Origin of the sequence: Amycolatopsis thailandensis (assembly GCF_042723255.1) — a bacterium.
GTDB classification, from domain to species: Bacteria; Actinomycetota; Actinomycetes; order Mycobacteriales; family Pseudonocardiaceae; genus Amycolatopsis; species Amycolatopsis thailandensis.
In genome coordinates this window covers 15262-30886 of sequence record NZ_JBHXJK010000103.1, presented here as the reverse complement: position 1 = coordinate 30886, position 15625 = coordinate 15262, and the positions used below count along the sequence as shown (strand labels likewise).

The following is a 15625-nucleotide window of genomic DNA, read 5'->3' as shown; positions in this document are numbered from 1 at the left end:
CCTGTGTGTTCTGGTGGTCTCGGTTTTGTTTTAACTTGTCAGGTGCGGGGTCGACGGTGGAGGATTTGGGACGGTGGACGTCCCGAATCCTCCACCGTCGCGCGAGCCGCCGTGGTCTCGGACCGACACGGACCTGGCACCCGACAGGACCCCCTGATGAAGCTCACGACCCCTCGTCGACCGCCCTGCTCAGTTTCCCGAGGGCGTCGTCGTACCGGTGGCGGTCGAACCGGAACGGTCCGAACCCGGTGTAGTCGCGTGCTGGACGGTGGGGTTGCTCGAAGGCGTCCCAGATCACCAGGTCGTCGGTCGTGGTGATCCGGGCCAGGAGCGGCCAACAGCCCCACTCGCCGCACTCGCACCCCAGCAGCGGAGTCTTCGCGTCGCCGGGCCTCCCGTGGAAGTGGTCTTCCATCGGACCGAACCGGAAGAACTGCGGGACGAGCCCGCCGTAGGCGTCGCCCGACGGTCGCATCCCGGCGTCGGTCTCGAACTTGTCGATCAAGTCCGTCAGCGGGGTGCCATCGACGCGCGGCACGACCTCGAGCACGCCACGCTCGTCGCGAGGCCGATAGGAGAACTGGACCTCATTCTGATCGATGTCCTGGACGTCGCCGGTGCGCCACATCGTGATCGTGTACTGCTCGGTCAGGGGAGTGGCGTCGACAAGGGCTTCGAAGTCGTCGGACGACGTGTACCGGTGGAGTATTTCCTGCCGGCGCGCGGAAGCGGCGTCGCGGCCTTGGTGTTCGACGGCGATGGAATACGTTCCTGGTTCGACGTCGATACCGATGGTGCTGCCGGTGGGTGAGCCGAGCGCGAGTTGTCCGGTGGGGCATTCCAGGTGCAGGTGAGGAATGTCGGTGGTCGTGTGCGGTGCGGTGTCCTGGATGGTGACGGTGATGCCGACGGGAAGAAGGTCCTGCGTGACGGAGATGACGAGTGTGTAGCCGTCCGACGCGGCGATGTTCCGTGCGGCGTCTTCGAGGCTGGGGGATCCGGGGCCCGCGTCCTTGTCTTGATCGTTGAGGGTGATCAGGCGGTAGTCGGGGACGGTGATCATCCGGTGCGTGGCGAGCGGGCGGTCATCGGGCATGAGGGTGATTGTGGCGTGTGCCGATGGTGCGGCGAACCAGGAGTCGCCTCATCGCGCGGCGGCCGCGTACTCCTTCAACACCAGGGCGTTCGCGGCTTCGCGGACCGGGCGGGCCATTTGTTCCAGGACCCGGTTGCGGCCGGGGAGGTACGGCATGAGCTTGATCATCCGGGTGTTGATCCAGGCGAACATCCGCGACCGCGGGATGATCCCGCGCAGGGCCGTCTCCGCCAGGGCTTGGTTCTTCTCGATGTAGGGGCGCATTTCCGCCTCGTAGCGTGAAAATGCCACCGAGAAGTCGCCCTGCGCGGCGGCGAGTTCGCCCACCAGGACGTAGGCACCCGTCAAGGCGAGACTCGTGCCCTGGCCGGAGGCGGGGGAGGGGCAGTAGCCCGCGTCGCCGACGAGAGTGACGCGGCCCGCCGAAAGGTGGTCCAGGTGGATCTGGCACACCGGGTCGAAGTAGAAGTCGTCTGCCTGACGCATCGCGTCGAGCAGTTCCGGGATCTCCCAGCCCAGTTCGGCGAACTGGGTGGCCACGAAGTCCTTCTGGCTTTCGACGTCCCGGTGGTCGTAGGTCAGCGGCGGCGCGCTGAACCAGAACGCCGCCTTCGCGTCTTCGGCGCGCGCGGTGCTGTAGACGTTGACCATTTTGCCGGCCGCCGCCGAGTGCAGCAGCTCCCAGCGGTCCAGCGCGAACGTGTTGGGCACGGTCGAGATCGAGATGTAGGCGTCGAACCGGCGCAGGAAGTCTTCTTTCGGTCCGAACGCCAGCGCGCGGACGCCGGAATGCAGGCCGTCGGCGCCGACGACCAGATCGAACCGGCGCGGCTCGCCGTTGGCGAACGTCACCAACACTCCGTCGTCCTGGTGGTCGAGGCCGGTGATCCAATCGCCGAAGAGGTATTCGGTGTCGTCGCGGGTGTGCTCGTAGAGGATCTTCGCGAGGTCGCCGCGCAGGATCTCGGTGTCGTCGCCGTGGCGGAAGCCGAAGGTGTCGGCGTCCAACGTGGCGACCTCCTTGCCGCGCTTGTTCACGAACGCCGCACCTCGCATGTCGGTGCTCGCCGCCTGAACGCTTTCGAGCAGGCCCATCCGGCGGACCACGTCGACGGCGACACCGCGGATGTCGACCTTGTAGCCGCCCTCACGCAGGCTCGAGGCTCGTTCGACCACGGTCGGGCGGAAGCCGTGGTGGTTCAGCCACCAGGCGAGGGCGGGGCCGGCGACGCTGGCGCCGGAGATGAGGATTTCGCGGTTCGTCTTCATGTCCGGCAGCGTGGACGGCGCCGCTGACCGTTCACGAACCGAGCGTGAACCGCCGCTGACCGGACGTCCGGATCGCCTGTTCAGGAGGTGTTTCGCGACCTCGTTCAAAAGCGTCGGAGTACCCGGCCGCACCGATGCGCGCTTGCACTCGGGCAGTGATCGCGTCGACGTCGGCGTCCCCGATGACCGGTTCGCCGCGCAGCCCGACGGCGACGCCCAGCAGGAACGCGGCGCGCTCGTCTTCGCCCCGTGCCGCGAGCACCCCGGCCAGCCCTTCGATCGCCTGGGCCGCGCCCGGCAGGTTCGCGTACTCGAGCGCGGTGGCGAGTGCCTCCTGGTGCAACTCGGTCGCCTCGTCGAGGTTCCCCTCGGCGGCCGCCGTCCAGCCGAAGCCGGTGTACAGGAGGATTCGCGTCTCCCCGCCGGTCACCGGATCGACGGTCGAGCCGAGCGCGGAGCCGTACCACCGCCGGGCCGCGGCGAGGTCGCCTGAGCGCCGGGCGACGTCGCCCAGTCCGCCGCGGGCCCGGGCGAGCGTCAACGGTGTTCCCGCGGCGCGGGCTTGCTCGACGGCTGCTTCGTAGTCGGGCCTGGCGGCTTCGGCGTCCCCGGCCCGGAGTACGCCTTCGGCGCGGCGGCAGAGCAAGTCGGCGGTGTCTTCGACGGCGCCGAGCGCGCCGGCCAGCCGGATCGATTCGTCCATCAGTTCGCGGAACCGCGGGTGGTCGCCGCGCCAGTCCGCGAACTCCGCCAGCTTTTCCAGCGCGCTCGCCTGGCCCCAGCGGTCGCCCAGGGCGCGGAACCCGTCCCTTGCCGCCGAAAAGTGTGACTCGGCTTCGGTGATCCGCCCGCGGTACTGCGCGCCGAGGCCGTCGCCGATCCGCGCGAACGCCTGAGACCAGGCATCGGGGCCGATCCTCGCGGCCAGCCGTTCGCCCTCTTTCGCCTTCGTGCGTGGCGAGAACGCCCACAGGAGGAAGAGGTACGGGTGGCGCAGCGGCTCGTCGGACGACCGCAGGATCGGTTCGACGCCGACGTCCGTGGCCGACGCGTGGATCAGGCAGAGGACGTACTCCTCGGCCAGTCCCGGCGGCGGTTCCGGGCCGATGGCGGCGAGAACGGCGTCCGCGAACGGGGTCGCTTGGCTCCGCAGCCCGCGCAGCCACCAGTACCAGGTCAAGGACGCGATGAGCCGTAGCGCGGTTTCCGGTGCTTCGGTGACGCTCCAGCGCAGCGCGGCGTGCAGGTCGGCGTGTTCGGTGGTCAGCTCCGCCAACGCCGTCAGCTGGTCAGCGCCACGTAGTCGCGGCTCGGCCGCGTGGGCGAGATCGAGGAAGTATTCCGCGTGCGCCGCGCGCCGGTCGTCGCCCTGGTCGCCGCAGAACGCCCGGATGGTTTCCGGCATCCGGTACCGGCGACCGTCGAATTCGACGAGGGACTTCTCGACGAGGCCGGCGAGCAAGCCGTCAGTGTCGGGGACCGAACACACTCGCTCGACAGCGTCGAGCCGGGCTCCTCCCGCGAACACCGCGAACCGGCCGGCCAACAGCCGTTCCCCGGGGTCCAGGAGATTCCAGCTCCATTCGACGACGCCGCGCAGCGTCCGGTGCCGCGGCTCGGCGGTCCGCTCGCCACGGGACAGCAGCCGGAAGCGGTCGTCGAGCCGGTCGGCGACGTCGTCCGCGGACATCGATCGCAGGCGGCCGGCGGCGAGCTCGATCGCCAGCGGCAGACCGTCGAGAGCGACGCAGATCCGCCTGACCGCGACCGGATCGGGGACGACGCCGGGCGCCACCGCCGCGGCCCGCTCGGCGAACAGCCGCTCCGCGGCCTCGTCCGCCAGCGCGCCGACCGGCACCAGCCTCTCTCCGGTCAAGCCCAATGCCTCGCGGCTCGTGGCGAGCACCCGCAGGCCCGCGCACTCGCCGATCAGCCGCCGGACCAGGTCCGCGACCTCGGCGATTACGTGTTCGCAGTTGTCGAGGACCAGCAGCAGCGGCCGGTCGGCGAGCCCCGCGGCCAGGCGGTCGGCAGGCTCCGGTGCCGCGCCCGGCACGAGTACGCCCTGTTCGCGCAGCCCTAGCGCGGAGAGCACCGTTCGCGCCACGTCAGTCGTCGCGGCCAACTCGACGAAACACACTTCGCCTGACCTACGTGGTGCGACTGCGACAGCCAGCCGGGTCTTGCCCGCGCCACCTGGCCCGGTGAGCGTGACAAGCCGGGAATCACACAAGGCCTCGGCCAGCAGGCCGAGCTCCGCGTCGCGGCCGACCAGCCCGGTGAGCGGCACCGGCACGCGCCGGGCCGGGACAGGTGCGGCGCCTCGGAGGGCCGCCAAGTGCGCCTCCGCGAGTTCCGCCGCCGGTTCGGTGCCGAGTTCGTCGGCAAGGCGTTTCCGTATCTCGGCGAACACGGCCAACGCCTCGGCGGTACGGCCGCTGCCGGTCAACGCCCGCATGAGCCTGCCGGTGAGCCGCTCACGGAGCGGGTGCTCACGGGTGAGCTCGCGGAGTTCGGCGACGAGCCGTTCGTGATGACCGAGCGCCAGCCTCACCTCGGCGTGATCCTCCACCGCGGCCAGATGCGACTCGGCCAGCCGGGCCGCGCTCGGCGCGTCCGCGAGCCCGTCGAACGCCGGCCCACGCCAGAGAGCCAAAGCCTCGGCGAAGAGTTCGTGCGCGACAGCCGGGTCCGGAGTCTCGCGCGCCTGAGCGGTGAGCCGTTCGAACCGGTGGACATCGACGTCCTCGGGATCGACGGCCAGCCGGTAACCGGCGGCCGTGAATTCGACCAACCCGTCGGGTGCCCCACCATCCCGCAACCGCCGCCGGAGCCGCGAAACCTGGGATTGCAACGCCTCCGCGGCTCCGTCGGGCGGGTGGTCGCCGTGCAGTCCGTCGATCAGCCGCCCGGCGGAAACGACACGCCCGGCGTCGAGCGCCAGGAGCGCGAGCAACCCGCGCAACTGCGGACCGCCAAGGGCGACCGGGCTCCCGTCAGGTCCGAGGGCTTCGACCGGCCCGAGAATGGTGAACTGCACGCCGTCGATTCTGGACCCAGGCCGCGAGCTCCGGGTCGATCGGCCCTCCTCGGGGTGTAGGGACGCTCAGGTCCCTACACCCCTCGCGGGTTACGGCTTGATGTAGAGGTCCCAGGACCAGGCCGACGCCGAGCAGAAGTAGTCCGACCATCGGCCATTCTGCTTGCCGAAATAGCCGTTGATCTGGCAGTCGCCCTCTTCCGACCAGCTGGACTCGTAGTGGTACCTCGGGTCGACGCCCGCGCTGGCAGGCTGCGCGAACGCGATCGTCGAGGCCAGCGCGCCCACGACGGCGGCGGTCGCCGCGATCTTCATCTTCACTTGTGGATCCCCAGTTCTGTTTGGAACGCGTACGCGTATAAACAATCATGAAACGGACGCGCTTGTCTGCCGAACGGGTGATTCAGCGGCCGGTCCAGTCAGGCTTCCCTCTCGCCAGGAACGAGCGCACCCCGATGGCGAAGTCCTCGCTGCCGAACACCGTGGAGACCACGTCCTCGTCCGGCACCAGCAGGCGTCGCCGCATGCGGCGGACGATCTCCTTGGCGGCCCACTGCGTCAGCGGCGCACCTCGCCGGAGGTCGGTGAGCACTCGATCGACGGTCTCGTCCAGCTCATCCGGTGGCGCCAGTTCGCTGAGCAGTCCCGCGCGTTCGGCGGTCTCGGCGTCCAGCAGGCGCCCGCGGAGCAGCAGGTCCAGCGTCGCCCCCGGGCCCACATGTCCCATGAGCAGGGAGATCGTGTTGGCGGACAAGCAGTTCCCGAGCGTTCTGGCGATCGGGACGCCGAAGCGGGCGCTGGTGTCCGCGACCCGCACGTCACACGCGGCCGCGAGGGCCAGTCCACCGCCCGTGCAAGCTCCGCGGATCACGGCGACCGTCGGTTTCCGGACGGCTTCCAGCCTGTCGACCACCCGCGCGATCGACGTCTCGTAATCGACTCCGTCCTGTCCGGTGTGGAACTCGGCGAACTGCCGGATGTCCGTTCCCGCGACGAACGCCTTGTCCCCGCCGCCCCGCAACACGAGCACTCGCACGGCGGGATCGGCGTCGGCCTGTTCGCAGGCCGCGTGCAGCCCTTCGTACATGGCGAAGGTGAGCGCGTTGCGGGAATCGGGCCGGTCGAAGGTCACTGTCAGCACGCCGTCGTCGAGTTCGACGAGAAGATCGTCACCGGGGTCGGCGACGGGCTTCGGCGCGAACTCGGCGAGCACTTTTTCGGTGTGCTCACCGAAATCCGGCCCGGCGGTTTCCCGGCGGGTGGGTGTGCGGGAGAAACGCATGGGCGAGCCGAGCTGGCGTACCTGCCCGGCGGCCGGGTGTCCGGTGTCCCAGAAGTACCCGCGCTGGGTCAGGTGCTCGTCGGTGAACACGTCGGTGTGGTCCGAGATCGGCGCGCACGGCACCCCGGCCGCGACCAGCGACGTGACGAGGTCGGCGGTGGTGCGCTCCCGGGTGGTGCGCTCGATGGCCGGAATCAGTTCGCCGCGCAGTTCGAACCGCGAGGCACTGCTTTCGTAGCGCGGATCGTCGTACAGGTCCTCCCGGCCGAGCGCCTTGGTGAACGCGGCCCAGGTGTTCGGCGTGATCGCCCCGACGGTCACCCAGCCATCGGCCGTCTCGACCGCCTGGTACGGCGCCTGCGCTTGATGCGCGGTGCCGTGCCGTTCCCCCGGCTCACCGGTGGCGAAGTAGCGCCCGGCCTCCCAGACCGCGAGCGAAACCCCGGACTCCAGCAGGGAAACGTCCACGTGCTGGCCTTCACCGGTGCGGTCGCGGTGGCGCAGCGCCGCTGTCACCGCCAGTGCCACGTACAGCCCGCACGTCAGATCGCAGATCGGCACGCCGACCTTCGCCGGCCCGGCGCCGGGATCGCCGGTCACCGACATCAGCCCGGACCGGGCCTGCGCCATGATGTCCAGCCCCGGCTGGTCGGCCAGCGGGCCGTCCTGCCCCCAGCCGGAAGCCGACGCGTAGACCAGCCCGGGGTTCTCGGCCAGCAGTTCGTCCGGGCCGAGGCCGAGGCGACGCATCGCGCCGGGCCGCAGGTTCTCCACCACCACGTCCGCCGCCGCGGCCAGCCGGTGGAACGCCGCCTTTCCCTCCGCTGACTTCAGATCCAGTTCGACGGCTTCCTTGTTCCGGTTGAGCCGCAGGAAAGTACTGCTCACCCCGCCGACGAACGGACCGGTGGCGCGGACCGGGTCGCGCGCTTCGCGCGACTCGACCTTGATCACCCTGGCGCCGAGATCGGCCAGCTGTGCCGTGGCGAACGGCGCCGCGAGGAAAACACCGACCTCGACCACCGTTACGCCGTCGAGCGAGCCTGTCATTCCTGCCTCCCGATCCTCCGGAACTATCCGCATGGTGGAATATGGCTATCGCAATATGAATTTTAGCCTGGTGTCCCGGGTGTGGTCGAGTTCGGAAGTGGTGCGACTTCCGAATGCGGCCAGGCGACGTTGTTTCTCGCCTTTCCCGGGAATTCATCTTGCCGACACGACGGCCGATTCCCCAAAGGGCAGACTTTCGTCCTTTGATTGACCGGCGCCGACGTATTCGACCATGCTCGAATGCCTACCACGTGCGCTGGAGGGAAACCTGTGGCTTCCGAGGAAATGCGAAATCTGCGTCATCGGGTGGCGGGGGAATTCCTCGGGCGACCGGGTATAACCGGTGTCGGTGTCGGCGCGAAGATCGTCGACGGGCAGCCGACCGGACAGGTCGCCGTCACGGTCTTCGTCCGGGAGAAACTGCCTCGAGCCGCGCTCGACGCCGCCGACTTGGTGCCCGCCGACGTCGGTGGGGTGCCGACGGATGTGCTGGTGCTACGCGATCCCCGGCCGGCGGTCGAGCCGATCGGCACCGTGTACCCAAAGGACGAACACACCTTCGTGGACAATGATCGGCACCGCCCGATCATCGGTGGGGTTGTCATGAATGGCAGCCTCATGGAGGGCAACGTCGGCACGCTCGGATGCCTCCTGCGCGCCGTGCAGGACCCGAACCAGGTTTACGCTCTTACGTGTCACCATGTTCTTTCCCAGGTCGATCCGCGGTACAACGACAAGGGCCAGGTTTACGACCTAACGGTGGCACACGGGCCCGTCGTCGGCACGACAGTGTGCGGGCAGAGCGACTTGAAGCCCCAGTCGACGTGCGCGGAGGGAATCTTCGGCCGCTACGCGGGCGGTGCGGAGAACGCGGACTGGGACGCGGCGGTGGCTCGGCTGGACGGCGGCACCAGCTATCGCTACGACCTGCGCCGCTCCAGTGTGGCCGCCGGGGAGGATCCCGGGGACGACGACGTCGCCGTGACGGGAATCGCGCCGCCTCCGACCGATCAGCAACTCGCGGCACGCAGCTACTTCGTCCGTAAACGTGGTGCGCGGACCGGGTTCACCGGTGGGTTCGTCATCGCCGCGCACTGCGAGATCCTCTTCCCGGGCCCGCCGCCGGACGGTGGCGCCACGCGGGTGTGGGCGCGCGACGCGCTGGTGATCGCCCCGCATCCGAATCCGCAGGTGCCTGCCGAGGAGCACAACCATTACCTGGCGGAGGGCGATTCCGGGTCGGTCACCGTGGACACCTCGAACCGCGTCCTGGGCCTCAACTTCGGCCGCGCGCTCGCCGGGGTGATCAAACCGTCCTTGACGAATCCACCGGAACGCACGTACTTCGGCCTTGCCTTCCCGATCACCACGGTGTTGAACAAGCTCGCCGGCCTCGGGCTCGACCTGACCGTCGGCACCGCGACCGAGCCGGGGCAGACGCATACCGTACCGGGCAGGCCGACGGTCACCACCGTCGTCGACGGCGAGCGGGTGGTCGTGCCCGTTCCGGCTCCCGCCGCGGTGGCAACCGTGGTGGGAGCGGCACCGCCGGGTGCGGGGCGACTCGCCGCCGACCTCGCGGAAACGCCCGGTGGCCGCGAACTTCTGGACTTCTGGCGGACCTACGCGCCGGAACTACGGCGTCTGGTGAACGCCGACCGGCGGGTCGCCGCGGCGTGGCATCGCAGCGGTGCGTCGGCGGTCTACCAGGTGCTGTTGCGTGGGCTGAGCGACCAAACGTTGACCATCCCGGCGACGGTCAACGGTCAGCCGTTGCGTCAGTGCCTCGACAGGCTGTACGACGCCCTGCGTGCGGCGGCGGGGGAGCAGTTGAGGGCGGCGCTGGACCGGTTGCGGCGAAGAATTCCCGATCTGGCCGGATCGACGTATCCCGAGCTCATCACCGCACTGTCCCATCCGGCGGCCGAAGCACAGGTGCGGCATGGACACTGACTCCGAGTTCCACGCCGCCGTCCGGCGGGCAGAGAAGACATTGCTCCGGATACCCGGCGTGCACGCCGTCGGCGGCGGAGCGAAACGCACCGGTGGCGTCAATCAGGGGTTTCTGGCCATTCAGGTGTATGTCGACCGCAAGCTTCCGTTTTCCGAGGTGGCACCCGACGAGCGCGTTCCGTCCACTATGGAGGGGTATCCGACGAACGTCGTCGCCATGACCAGCCGGCGGTACGCGGTCCTGCCGCAGCCCGCGCCGGGCGAGCCACTGGGTAAACGGGAGCCGCCCCCCGACGTCGACATGCAACTCGCGGACGAGGTACTGGCGGGTGGCGGGCCGATCACCGGCCGGATCGACGACCAGAGCCGAGGCAGCATCGGACTCCTCATGGAGGACGTCGCTGCTCCTGGCAAGAAGATCTACGCGCTGACCTGTTTCCACTCCCTGTGCAAACTCGACGGAGTCGAAAACAAGCAGCAGGTCATCGAGGCCCCGGTGCGGGAGAAAACCGTTGTCGGACAAGTGGACCCGAACGGGAACTGCTCTTCGTCGCACTGCTGTAACGACGGGTACGGCGAGTTCTGGCAGGGCGACTTCGTCCCGCACAGCTGGCGGGACATCGCACTGGTCCGGCTCCGGCCGGGCACGAAATACTTCGGCGGCATCAAGGATCACCTTCCCATCAAGGGAATCGCGCCGAACCCCACAGAAGCGCAATACCGCGACGACAGTTATCTCGTCCGCAAGTACGGGAACAGAACGGGTGAAACCGGGGGCAGGATCGTCCACTTCGTCAGCAACCCCGCCGCCGGACCGGTCGCGCAGTTCATCGTGGTGCCACACATTCCCCCGGGCACGCCACCGGACGCGGTGTACTTCGGCATCCCAGGGGACTCCGGCGCCGCCGTGGTGACCCCCGACGTCCGGGCTATGGGCATCGTGACGGGCGTGGCGGAGTTCGAAGCCAAGGAGTTCTTCCCCGAGACACCGGGGAAGGTGAACGGAACGCTTGTGGCGCCCCTCAACGCGATCATGATCCAGCTCCGCGACAACGTGACTCCCAAGTACAACGTCACGCCGGTGCTGGCCACCAGCCCGGCGGACATCCGGACCGTGCCTGCCAACCTGACCGCGTTGTTCGACGGCGAAGAGGTCCCGGTGCGGATGCCGAGTGCCGCCGCCGCGAGGCAGGACACTCCGCTGCGGCCCACCGAGATCGGCGTCCGGGTGCGGGACGACCTGTCCGCCAGCCCGTTCGGGCGGGAGCTGGTCGCGTTCTGGGAACGGCACGGCGCCGAACTCGTGAACCTGGTCAACCATGACAGGCAGGTGATCGCGACCTGGCACCGCAGTGGCGCTTCGGCCGTCTACCAGCACCTCGGCAGGCTGCCGGACGTCGACGCGGCGGCCCGGCTTCCCGTCACGGTCAACGACGAGCCACTGGCGGACTGCGTCACGCGGATGCACGCCGTCCTCGCCCGCCGGGGCAGCGACGGGCTACGGGCGGCGCTCGACGACCTGGTCCCTCGGCTACCCGAGCTGGCGGGCCTGAGCTACCCGCGAATCCTCGCCACCTTCGACGCGACAAGGGTGTGAGCATCCATGGCGGACAGAGCGGGCACGGTGGAACAGCTGGCACTCGAACTCGCCAGGGCGATCGCCGCGCTCGGCGACCGGATGGTCGGCGAACGGCTGCTGGACCTGCTGGCCGAGCTGGGTACCGTGTTCCCGCCCGCGTTGGTGACGAACGCGCAGGTGCGGGCCGCGCAGGACTCCGTGGCAACGGTGACGAAGACGATGGCCCCCGCCGCTGCCGCGCTGGAGTCCGCGATCGCCTCGGGCAACACGGCCGAGATCGTCGCGCGGAGCGCGGAACTGCTGACCCGCTGCGGTCAGATCGGGCAGAGCTACCTGGCGCTGGGCACGGCCATCGGCACGGTCGGCCCGACCCTGCCCGGTGTGCCCGCGCAGCAGGTCGCCGATCTGGTGGCCGACCTGCCTCGAAAGCTTCTCGACCTGGCCATCCTGCACATAGTTGATCCGGCCCACCGGCTGACCGGCCTGTTCGGATTGTTCGGCCTGGCGGAGGTGACCAGGCTCGATGCCGATCCGGCGAATCCGGCGAGCATCGATCACCAGCGAGTCCGGCTGCGCCTGGATCAGCTGCCGTCGATCCTGGTCGACCCGATCGGTCAGCTGGGTAAGCGTTTCGGCTGGGGTGGCCCGGTTCTGGACGGAGAGAAGCTGCTGAAGGCGCTGCGGGATCTTCTCGAAGCGGCGCGGCTGCCGGTGTTGTTCGTGCCCGCGGCGGGTGGACAGCCCGCCCGGCTGGAGGCCTGGGCGGTCGACCTCACCGTCGACGGCGACGGACTCGCGATCAGCGTCGTCATGCCGATCGGTGTCGAGGCGAACAAGTCGGTCGAAATCGTCGCACCACACTGGATCGCCGAACTCAAGGCCTCGGGCTTGCTGCCCGCCGGGACCACCGGTTCACTGCGGCCCCCGTTCCGGCTGACGCTGAAACCACCGGACGGCGCCGCGGAACTGCGCGGTGAGGTGTCGATCCGGGCCACCCCGCCGGAACCGATGCTGCTGCTGGGTGTCGCGGGCGGCAGCAGACTCGAAATCGGCGGCCTCGAACTGAAAGCCGGTCTCACACTGGCCTTCGCCGACGGCCAGGTGACCGGTGTACCCAGCATCCAGGGTGACCTGACCGGCGGCAAACTGGTGATCGACGCCGAATCCGCCGACGGGTTCATCAAGACCCTTTTCGGCGGCGCGAGTCTGGAGGCGGGGTTCGCCACCGGCTTCGCGTTCGACCCGGAGCACGGGCTGCGGTTCCACGGCGGCGCCGGGCTCAGGGTGCAGCTTCCGGTGCATCTGCGGATCGGCCCGGTCGACGTGCACGCACTTCAGGTCATCGCGACGCCGGGTCCGGACGGCGTGCCGGTCGAACTGTCCGCGAACCTCACCGCCGCCCTCGGCCCGCTGACGGCGGCCGTCGAACGAGTGGGCTTGACCGCCGACGTGAGCTTTCCCGAGGGTGGCGGCAACCTCGGGCCGGTCGACGTCGCGTTCGGGTTCAAGCCGCCGACCGGCGTCGGCCTGTCGATCGACGCCGGCATCGTCGCGGGCGGCGGTTTCCTGTACTTCGACCCGGAACGCGGCGAGTACGCGGGCGCGCTGGAGCTGATGTTCGCCGGTTTCATCGAGGTCAAGGCGATCGGCCTGATCACGACCAGAATGCCGGACGGCACGGCCGGGTTCTCGTTGTTGATCGTGCTCACCGCGGAGTTCGGGTCGGGTATCCAACTCGGGTTCGGGTTCACCCTGCTGGGGGTCGGCGGCATCCTCGGGCTGAACCGGCGGATGGACTTCGACGCGCTGCTCGAGGGCGTGGTCAGCGGGTCGATCGAGTCGGTGATGTTCCCGAAGGACGTGGTGGCGAACGCGCCGAGGATCATCAGCGATCTGCGGAAGTTCTTCCCGCCGGAGAACGACAGGTTCCTCGTCGGGCCGATGGCGAAGATCGGCTGGGGCACGCCGACGCTGGTCAGCGTTTCGCTCGGGGTGATCGTCGAGATCCCGCCGGGCAACATCGCGATTCTCGGCGTGCTGGAGTGCATCCTGCCCAGCAAGGACCTGCCGCTGCTGGTGCTGCGGGTCGATTTCATCGGCGCGTTGCAGGTCGACCGGTCACGGCTGTGGTTCTTCGCGAAGCTGTTCGACTCCCGCATCCTCACCATGACCATCGACGGCGGCATGGGCCTGCTCGTCGACTGGAGCGACAACCCGAACTTCGTGTTGTCCGTCGGCGGGTTCCACCCCGCGTTCACCCCGCCACCGCTGCCGTTCCCGGTGCCGCCGCGGCTGTCGGTCGACATCATCAACATGCCCGGCCGCCTCATCCGGGTGTCCGGCTATTTCGCGGTCACCAGCAACACCGTCCAGTTCGGCGCGAAAGCCGAGCTGCGGCTGGGGTTCGGCGGCTTCGGTATCGAGGGGCACCTCAGCTTCGACGCGTTGTTCCGGTTCTCCCCGTTCTCGTTCGTCGTGGAGATCTCGGCGGGGGTGTCGCTGCAGGCGTTCGGAGTCGGGTTCTTCAGCATCGACCTGTACTTCCAGTTGTCGGGCCCCGCGCCGTGGCAGGCGCGCGGTCGCGGTTCGATTTCGTTGCTGTTCTTCGAGATCTCCGCCGACTTCGACATCACGTGGGGCGAGGAACGCACCACCACGCTGCCGCCCGTCGCCGTGCTCGCGTTGCTGGAGGGGGAGATCCGCAAGCTCGACGGCTGGCAGACCCGGCTCCCCGCGGGCGGGGCCGACGCGCTGGTGACGCTCCGGCCGCTCGACCCGGGTGACGACCTCGTGCTGCATCCCTTGGGCAGCCTGTTCATCCACCAGCGGGCCATCCCGCTCGACGTCCGGATCGACCGGGTCGGCGCGCAGCGGCCCAGTGACGGCAAAAAGTTCACCGTCACGCCCGTGGTCGGCAGCGGACTGGTGCGACGGTCGGTGACCGGTGACCAGTTCGCCATGGCTCAGTTCCAGGACATGGACGACGCGGCGAAGCTGTCCCGCCCCGCCTACGAACACCAGGACGCCGGGCTCGAACTGGTGGCCGCCGACGGCGCGCTCGCGTCACCGAGGGTGGTGCGGCGCAGCGCCCGCTACGAGATGTCGATCATCGACAACGAGGCGCCGTCGGAACCTCCGGCGGGTTTCGCCGTGCGAGTGGCCCGCACCGGGCCGAAGCTGTACCGGCCACCGCCCGCGGTGTTCACCCAGCTCCTGGCGAACAGCAGCACCGCGCGGTCCTCGTTGTCGCGGCAGGAGGCGCTGCGGCGGCAGCCGTTCGCCGCCGAAGACACCGTGCAGGTCACCGGTGACCGGTTCGTGGTCGCGTATTCGCGGAACAACCACCAGGCGTTCCCGCCCGGGACCGCGTCGAGTTTCCGCAGCGCCGCTTCCGCCGAGGACGCCATGGCGGCCTGGATCTTCGCGGATCCGTCACTCGCCGGGCAGCTGCACGTCTTGCGGCAGGCCGAGGCAAGCGGCGTGCCTGCCGAACCGGGCGTGTGGTCAGCGGCCGGGTCCCCACCGGCCGCCGTGTCCGGGACGGAGGCCGTCCGGCTGAACGGCGGCGCGGTGCTCGTGGCGGGTGGCGCGGACGCCACCACCACGGCGGTCGCCACGACGTCGATGTTCGACCCGGTCTCGCGGACCTGGGCGACCGGGACCGCGGCGCTGTCGGTGGCACGACGCGGGCACACCACCACGAAGGTGACCGGTGGCCGGGTCGTCGCGGCCGGCGGGCGCGGTGCGGACGGTGCTCTGCTGGCGTCGGCCGAGGTCTTCGACCCGGCGACCAGCGCTTGGACCACCCCGGCGAGTGGGCTCGCGGCGGCGCGGACCGGTCACACGGCCACGTTCGCGGCAGGCAAGCTGCTGGTCGCCGGTGGCACAGGCGTTCGGGGCGCGGCGCTGGCATCGGCCGAACTGTTCGATCCCGCCAGGTCGGCCTGGACCGCGGCCGCGCCGATGAATCACGCCAGAACCGGCCACGTCGCCGTACCGCTGGACACCGGCGCGGTGCTCGTCGTCGGCGGCGCGACCGGCGATCGGGCCCTCGCGTTCTGCGAGCTGTACGACCCGGCCGAAGGAACGTGGACGGCGACCGGCGAGCTGCTCACCCCGCGCAAGGGCCACCAGGCGACGCTGCTGCCGGACGGCCGGGTGCTGGTCACCGGCGGCGACGCCGTGCCCACTGTCCCGTACCGGGTCGAGAGCCTGGCGTCGGCCGAGGTGTACGACCCGAAAACCGGGGCCTGGACACGGGTCGCGGATCTGCCGGGGTCCGGACGCAGCGGGCAGCGGTGCTGGCTCTAATACTCATCTGTCGCTGGCGACGAAGGGGCAAGAGTTGTTCTCGGG

General features: G+C 69.5%; 8 protein-coding genes. 3 read left to right on the top strand and 5 right to left on the bottom strand.

Annotation, left to right across the window (positions count from 1 at the left end):
* Positions 1–163: 163 nt before the first annotated feature.
* The 5 genes from ACFWMR_RS31440 to ACFWMR_RS31420 form a co-directional block, all read right to left on the bottom strand.
* The gene (locus ACFWMR_RS31440) at positions 164–1096 is read right to left on the bottom strand and encodes a hypothetical protein (protein WP_378381002.1); all 933 of its coding nucleotides are present in this window, start codon (positions 1094–1096) and stop codon (positions 164–166) included.
* A 48-nt stretch (positions 1097–1144) separates the two neighbouring features.
* Positions 1145–2365: an FAD-dependent monooxygenase gene (locus tag ACFWMR_RS31435; RefSeq protein ID WP_378381001.1), complete on the bottom strand. Its 1221-nt coding sequence runs from the start codon at positions 2363–2365 to the stop codon at positions 1145–1147.
* Between the two features lie 31 nt (positions 2366–2396).
* A complete protein-coding gene (locus tag ACFWMR_RS31430) occupies positions 2397–5405 on the bottom strand; it encodes an ATP-binding protein (RefSeq protein WP_378381000.1) in 3009 nt (1002 codons plus the stop codon).
* A gap of 90 nt (positions 5406–5495) precedes the next feature.
* A complete protein-coding gene (locus tag ACFWMR_RS31425) occupies positions 5496–5726 on the bottom strand; it encodes a hypothetical protein (RefSeq protein WP_093937343.1) in 231 nt (76 codons plus the stop codon).
* 82 nt (positions 5727–5808) lie between these two features.
* Entirely contained in the window at positions 5809–7737 is a 1929-nt protein-coding gene (locus ACFWMR_RS31420; protein WP_378380999.1) for an enoyl-CoA hydratase, read from the bottom strand.
* A gap of 285 nt (positions 7738–8022) precedes the next feature.
* Here ACFWMR_RS31420 and ACFWMR_RS31415 point away from each other — a divergent pair, with 285 nt between their 5' ends.
* Genes ACFWMR_RS31415 through ACFWMR_RS31405 form a run of 3 tightly spaced genes read left to right on the top strand, consistent with a single transcriptional unit; the run spans position 8023 to position 15580 of the window.
* Entirely contained in the window at positions 8023–9690 is a 1668-nt protein-coding gene (locus tag ACFWMR_RS31415) for a hypothetical protein (protein WP_378380998.1), read from the top strand.
* Entirely contained in the window at positions 9680–11287 is a 1608-nt protein-coding gene (locus ACFWMR_RS31410) for a hypothetical protein (protein ID WP_378380997.1), read from the top strand. The genes ACFWMR_RS31415 and ACFWMR_RS31410 overlap by 11 nt, the downstream gene beginning before the upstream one ends.
* Positions 11288–11293: 6 nt before the next feature.
* Positions 11294–15580 carry a DUF6603 domain-containing protein gene (locus ACFWMR_RS31405; RefSeq protein WP_378380996.1) on the top strand — a complete coding sequence of 1429 codons (4287 nt, stop codon included), beginning with the start codon at positions 11294–11296 and terminating at the stop codon, positions 15578–15580.
* The last annotated feature ends 45 nt before the right edge of the window (positions 15581–15625 follow it).

What these genes read in the sequence shown, in the direction of transcription:
- ACFWMR_RS31440 (WP_378381002.1), bottom strand. Translation starts at nt 1,096, where the DNA reads ATGCCCGATGACCGCCCGCTCGCCACGCACCGGATGATCACCGTCCCC.
- ACFWMR_RS31435 (WP_378381001.1), bottom strand. Translation starts at nt 2,365, where the DNA reads ATGAAGACGAACCGCGAAATCCTCATCTCCGGCGCCAGCGTCGCCGGC.
- ACFWMR_RS31420 (WP_378380999.1), bottom strand. Translation starts at nt 7,737, where the DNA reads ATGACAGGCTCGCTCGACGGCGTAACGGTGGTCGAGGTCGGTGTTTTC.
- ACFWMR_RS31415 (WP_378380998.1), top strand. Translation starts at nt 8,023, where the DNA reads ATGCGAAATCTGCGTCATCGGGTGGCGGGGGAATTCCTCGGGCGACCG.
- ACFWMR_RS31410 (WP_378380997.1), top strand. Translation starts at nt 9,680, where the DNA reads ATGGACACTGACTCCGAGTTCCACGCCGCCGTCCGGCGGGCAGAGAAG.
- ACFWMR_RS31405 (WP_378380996.1), top strand. Translation starts at nt 11,294, where the DNA reads ATGGCGGACAGAGCGGGCACGGTGGAACAGCTGGCACTCGAACTCGCC.